This window comes from Streptomyces sp. WELS2 (assembly GCF_013870595.1).
In the GTDB taxonomy this organism is placed as follows: domain Bacteria; phylum Actinomycetota; class Actinomycetes; order Streptomycetales; family Streptomycetaceae; genus Streptomyces.
The window spans coordinates 1-5,717 of sequence record NZ_JACBWZ010000390.1 but is presented as its reverse complement, the minus strand read 5'-3'; the positions used below and the strand labels follow the sequence as shown (position 1 = coordinate 5,717).

The following is a 5,717-nucleotide window of genomic DNA, read 5'->3' as shown; positions in this document are numbered from 1 at the left end:
GCCCAGGAACACCGCGCACCACAGGGCGACCAGGCAGGAGTTGTAGCCCTCCAGTCCCTGCTCCACGCGACCCCGGACGACGTGCAGCAGCCGCGCCGTGCCGGTACCCAGGGCGGCGCCGCCGAGGGCGTAGCCGCCGTAGCGCCAGTCGGCCGTGGCCAGGGCGAGGCAGAAGACGGCGCCGGTCCGCGCGTCGCCGAGGAACATCACCTGGGCCGGTCCTCGCAGCACCGACCGTCCGAAGCCCTCGCCCCGCCCCCGACGCCACCACCGGACACCGTCCGACCGCCGCACGTTCCGCCCCCTCACCGACGACCCCTCGGATTCCGTAATTCGGTATGCATCTTCCGACATACGGTATCGACTTGTCGAGCTGTCCTGCCGTGGCGAAGCCGGTGTCAAGGCCGCGGCGGGCACCCGGGCGTCAAGGGGCGCGAGGTCGCGCGGAAAAGGCGGAACGCACTGCCGGCCCAGCCGAGATGCGCCGGAGCGCCGCAGGATCTGCCTGCATCTTCCGTGCGATCCGGGGCAGCCGCCCGCTGAGGAATGCGCGGGGCACGGCCCGGTAAGGCCCGGTAAGGGGGCCCGGACCGGACCCGCGAGGAATGCGCGGGCCCAGGCCCCGGACCGGCGAGCGGAGACGAGGAAACGCGTGGCGGACACGGCGGAGATGAACGAACAGGCGGGACCGGAGCGGCTGTCCGTCTTCCGGTCCACCATCGACGGGGTCACCGTCGTCACGGTGACCGGCGAGATCGACCACCACACCTCGGGGGTGCTGCGGGACGCCCTCACCCCGGCGGGCCTGGCGTCCGGGGCCCGTACGGTCGCGGATCTCAGCGGTGTGCCGTTCATGGACTCCAGCGGGATCAACGTCCTCATCGCCGGACACCAGGCCCATCAGCCCACGGGCTGGCTACGGCTGGCGGGCGTCCGCGGGTCCGTGCTGCGCACCCTGGATATCGTCGGCCTCACCCCGCTGATCGCCTGCTACCCGAGCGTCCGTGACGCCCTGGAGGGCTGAGGGGCCGCCGGTGGCATGACGGCCGATGGGCCGCCGGGTGCGTCAGGACTGCGGGCGCCGCCCGTGGTTGGCCGGGTGGTTGCGGCGCGACTTCTTCTTCCGGCGTCGCTTCGAGGACATGGGGCACCTCCCTCCGCGCCATCCAGGGGCCGGCACCGGCCCGGAGACCGGAACACCAGCACACTATCCCGGTATGTCCCTTCGTACACTCCGGACGTAATTGATCCGCTTATGATGCGGAACGCCGGATGCTTCCTTCCGGTTACCCGTCCCGCAGAGGAGCAGACGTCATGACCGGTGATCCGGAGCCGATCAGCGCACAGGCCCGCCGTGCGCTGGAGCAGGAGCTGGCCGACCTGCGGGACGAACGCCGACTGGTCGCCGGAACGATCCGGGAGTCCTCCGCGTCGGTCGGCGACCAGGCCGACCAGGCCGACCGGTTGCGGCGCGCCGACCAACTGGCGCGCCTGGACCGCCGCATCGAGGACATCACCGAGCGGCTGCGCGAGGCCGCGTCGGCCGGTCCCGCCCCGACCGACACGGTGGGCGTGGGCAGTACGGTGACCGTCCGTTTCCCGGACGGCGAGACGGACACGCTGCGGATCGGCGAGGTGGCCGAGGCGCTGGACCAGACACTGGTCACCGCCGACAGCCCGCTCGGCCGCGCCCTGCTCGGCCGCCGGCCCGGGGAGACCGTGCGCTACGACACCCCGGACGGGCCGGCGACGGCGGTCCTGGTCTCGATCGGCGACCCTCCGTCCTCCTGACGGGTCCCGGCGGTCACCCGGCCGGTGCGGGGGCGGAGCCGGCGGGTGCCTCGGGGGCGCCGCGGCGCACCGAGCAGTGCAGCGAGTCGTCCCGCACATCGGCGACGATGGTGTCCCCGGGTTCCGCCTCGCCGCCGAGCAGGAGGGTGGCGAGGCGGTTGTCCAGCTCGGCCTGGATGGTGCGGCGCAGCGGGCGGGCCCCGAACTCCGGCTGGTGGCCGTGGGCGATGAGCAGCTTCTTGGCGCTCTCGGTGACCTCCAGGTCCAGTCCCTGGGCACGCACCTTGTGCTTGCTCTGGTCGAGCAGGTGGTCCACGATCCGGCCCAGGTCGTCCTCGGTGAGGCCGTGGAAGATGATGATGTCGTCGATCCGGTTGAGGAACTCGGGCAGGAAGCGTGTGCGCAGATCGTCCATCAACTCGCCCCGGAGATCGGACACATCGCCCTTGTGCTCCAGGATGCGGTGCGCGCCGATGTTGGACGTCATGATCACGACGCAGTGCCGGAAGTCGACGGTGCGGCCCTGGGCGTCGGTCAGCCGCCCGTCGTCCAGGATCTGCAGCAGGGTGTTGAAGACATCGGGGTGCGCCTTCTCCACCTCGTCGAAGAGCACCACGCTGTAGGGCTGACGGCGGACCTTCTCGGTGAGCTGGCCCGCCTCCTCGTAGCCGACGTATCCGGGGGGCGCGCCGACCAGCCGGGCGACGGTGTGCTTCTCCTGGAACTCGCTCATGTCGAAACGGATCATGCGGTCGGCGTTGCCGAACAGCAGGGCGGCGAGGGTCTTGGCGAGTTCCGTCTTGCCGACGCCGGTCGGGCCGAGGAAGAGGAACGAACCCACGGGGCGGTTCGGGTCTCCCATGCCGGCGCGGTTGCGGCGTACGGCCTGGGAGACGGCGGTGACGGCCTCGTCCTGGCCGACGATCCGCTCGTGCATCTCCTCTTCGAGCCGCAGCAGTTTCTCCTTCTCGCCGGCGGTGAGCTGGGAGACCGGGATGCCGGTGCGTCGGGAGACGACATCGGCGATGTCGGAGGCCGTGACGGAGACGACGCCCTCACGACGCTCCTCGATGCCGGCGAGTTCGCCCTCCACCTCGGCGATCTGCCGCTTGATCTCCGACGCCTTCTCGAAGTCCTCGGCGGACACGGCCTGGTCGAGTTCCCGGCGCAGCTTGGCGATGTGGTCCTCGCGGCTGACGATCTCGGTGGACCGCCCGGTGCCGCGCAGCCGTACCCGGGCGCCGGCCTGGTCCATCACGTCGATGGCCTTGTCGGGCAGGAAGCGGTCGCTGACGTACCGGTCGGAGAGTTCGGCCGCTGCGGCCAACGCGCCGTCCTCGAAACGGACTTGGTGGTGAGCCTCGTAGGCGTCGCGCAGTCCTTCGAGGATCTGCACCGTCTCCTCGACGGTGGGTTCCGGGACCAGCACCGGCTGGAAGCGGCGTTCCAGGGCGGCGTCCTTCTCGATGTACCTGCGGTACTCGTCGATGGTCGTGGCGCCCACCACGTGCAGTTCACCGCGGGCGAGGGCGGGCTTGAGCATGTTCCCCGCGTCCATGGCGCCCTCGCCGGTGGCGCCCGCGCCGACGACCGTGTGCAGTTCGTCGATGAACAGGATGATGTCGCCGCCGGCCGCCTGGACGTCCTCGATGACCTTCTTCAGCCGCTCCTCGAACTGCCCCCGGTACTGGGCGCCCGCGACCATGCCCGACAGGTCCAGTACGACGACCCGCTTGTCCTTGAGGGTGTCGGGGACCTCGCCGGCGGCGATGCGCTGGGCGAGCCCCTCCACGATCGCGGTCTTGCCGACGCCCGGTTCGCCGATCAGCACCGGGTTGTTCTTGGAGCGCCGCGAGAGGATCTCCACCGTCTGCTCGATCTCCTCGGCCCGCCCGACGACCGGGTCCAGCTTGCCGGCCTTGGCCTCCTCGGTCAGGTCGCGGCCGAACTCGTCCAGGGTGGTGGCCGGCCGGCCGCGTTCGGCGGGGGCCGCCTCCGGGCGCGGCGCCGTCTGTTCGGCGAGTCCGGCCAGCCGCCCCGTGTCCAGGCCCTCGGCCCGCAGCAGCCGGGCGGCACCGGTGTCGCTGTCGCCGATCAGGGCGCCGAGGATGTGCTCGGGGCCGATGTAGGACACACCGGTGGCCTGCGACCGGGCGTAGGCGGCGCGCAGCGTGCGCTTGGCCGCGGGGGTCAGGCCCGGCTGTGCGGAGGGCGTGCCGGACTCGCGGGGCAGCACCTTGGCCAGCTCGGCGGCGAGCGCTTCGGGCTCCACGCCCGCCTGGGAGAGCAGCCGGCGCGACGGTTCGACCCGGGTGGCCGCCCACAGCAGGTGTTCGGTGTCCAGGTCGGAGGTGCCGTCGGCGGCGGCCCGCTGGGCGGCCAGGTTGAGCAGTTCCTGCGCGGACTCGGTCAGCAGCCGTCCGATGGGCACGCGCTGCACCGCTGGGGGCGATGACGCCGGGGACATACCGAAGAACCGGTTCAGCAGCTCGCTGAAGGGGTCCGACGAACCGAACGGTGCACCGAACGACATCGACATGACAGCTCCTGGCGCGCGTGGGGGGCCGGCCCGTCCGCGGCGCGTCTCCGCGAGCGGCGTCCGCGAGGGGGATCCGCGCTGTCGGCAACGCGAGGGACCCACGCGGGGCCCCTACATCACTGAAACCCCCGTCGGACGGCACCGCAAGCGGAGGGAGGGAAGGGGCCGGACGGACGGGCGTGACCGCCGGGGCACTCGTGACCGCGGGGCCGGCCCGGCCGCCCGGGTGTCCTGATGGCCGGACGGCCGTGGTCGGGGGGCCATCGGGTCGCGGCCGTTGGGCTGTTGGGCCGTGGTCGAGGGGCTGCCGGTTCAGATGGGAGGTGTGTGGCCCTGGAGATAGTTGTGTACGGGGGCCGGCAGCGGGGTGTCGGCGATCTCCTCCGCCGATGCCCAGCGCAGGTGGTCCGGGGTGAGTCGGCCGCCGTCGGACGGCGACCCGGTCAGCAGCCGGCACAGGACGGCCGTCCCGCCGTCGGCGTCCCCGGGGTCCAGCGCCTCGGTGCCGTCGGCCAGATAGCCGGTGAGCTCGTAGACGACCCGCGCGGCGGTGGCCTGGGGTGTCTCGGCCGGCTGCGGAGTGCCCGAGGGCAGCCCCCAGCCGTGCTGCTCCGGGACCAGCAGCAGCCGCCCGTCGTGCACGACGACCGCCCGCACCACACCTTCGGCCCGCTCCGCTGACATCCGGCCCACCACCCCTCCCCAGGCACCTTGCACCTACCCGGCTACGAGCGGGTGATGCCCCGTGAATCCCTCGGAGACACCGAGGAGTTGGCCGACCGGGCTCAGTACAGGACCGGCAGGTCGGCGGGCCGGATCCGCAGGGTGACCGGCAGGGTGGCCTCCACCTCGCCGTCGGCGCCGTAGGGGACGGGCCGGCCGGCCTCGATGCGCAGTTCCCGGCCGCGCAGGACGCGCACCTGGGGGCGGCGGACGTGGGCGCCGGTCCGCAGTTCGTTCATCAGGGCGAAGAACAGCCGGCGCGGGGCCTCGCGGATCAGCACGACGTCGAGCAGCCCGTCGTCCACCCGGGCGCCGGGTGCGATGAGCCGGCCCGAGCCGTAGTAAGGGGAGTTGGCCGCCACGACGGTGTAGCCGCGGTGGGGGTGCTCCGTTCCGTCGACGGTGACGCGGTAGTCGGCGGGCCGCCAGGAGGTGACGGCGCGCAGTCCGCCCGCGTAGTAGGAGGCGGCGCCGCGCAGCAGCCGGGCGTTGTTGGCGTGCCGGTTGGCCTCCGCGTCGACACCGGCGTACACGCTGCCCAGCACCACCGTGCGCGGGTGGGCGGCCGACTCCACCTCGATGGTGTCGACGGGCCGGGGCTCGGCGCGCAGCAGGATGTCCGCGAGCGCCTCGGGTTCGGCCGGCAGGCCCAGCGCGCGGGCGA

Annotated in this window: 6 protein-coding genes; 2 read left to right on the top strand and 4 right to left on the bottom strand. The window is 72.6% G+C overall.

Going from position 1 to position 5,717, the window contains the following annotated elements; translation table 11 throughout:
- Window positions 1-231 (bottom strand): urea transporter (locus H5J33_RS37630; protein ID WP_309485458.1); only part of this gene is annotated, 231 nt, incomplete at its 3' end.
- Window positions 232-652: 421 nt separating this feature from the next.
- Here H5J33_RS37630 and H5J33_RS21295 point away from each other — a divergent pair.
- Both H5J33_RS21295 and H5J33_RS21290 read left to right on the top strand, forming a co-directional pair.
- A complete protein-coding gene (locus H5J33_RS21295) occupies window positions 653-1,024 on the top strand; it encodes an STAS domain-containing protein (RefSeq protein ID WP_309485457.1) in 372 nt (123 codons plus the stop codon).
- A gap of 290 nt (window positions 1,025-1,314) precedes the next feature.
- Complete coding sequence (locus H5J33_RS21290) at window positions 1,315-1,791, top strand: GreA/GreB family elongation factor (protein WP_181796518.1); 477 nt, start codon at window positions 1,315-1,317, stop codon at window positions 1,789-1,791.
- A gap of 13 nt (window positions 1,792-1,804) precedes the next feature.
- On the opposite strand, the gene H5J33_RS21285 is transcribed toward H5J33_RS21290, so the two are convergent.
- From H5J33_RS21285 to H5J33_RS21275, 3 genes are all read right to left on the bottom strand, one after another.
- Window positions 1,805-4,330, bottom strand: coding sequence for an ATP-dependent Clp protease ATP-binding subunit (locus H5J33_RS21285; protein WP_181796517.1), 2,526 nt, complete (start codon window positions 4,328-4,330; stop codon window positions 1,805-1,807).
- 312 nt (window positions 4,331-4,642) lie between these two features.
- A complete protein-coding gene (locus tag H5J33_RS21280) occupies window positions 4,643-5,014 on the bottom strand; it encodes an NUDIX hydrolase (RefSeq protein ID WP_181796516.1) in 372 nt (123 codons plus the stop codon).
- A gap of 101 nt (window positions 5,015-5,115) precedes the next feature.
- Window positions 5,116-5,717, bottom strand: a 602-nt coding sequence (locus H5J33_RS21275) for a diacylglycerol kinase family lipid kinase (RefSeq protein WP_181796515.1), incomplete at its 5' end; no start/stop codon positions are given.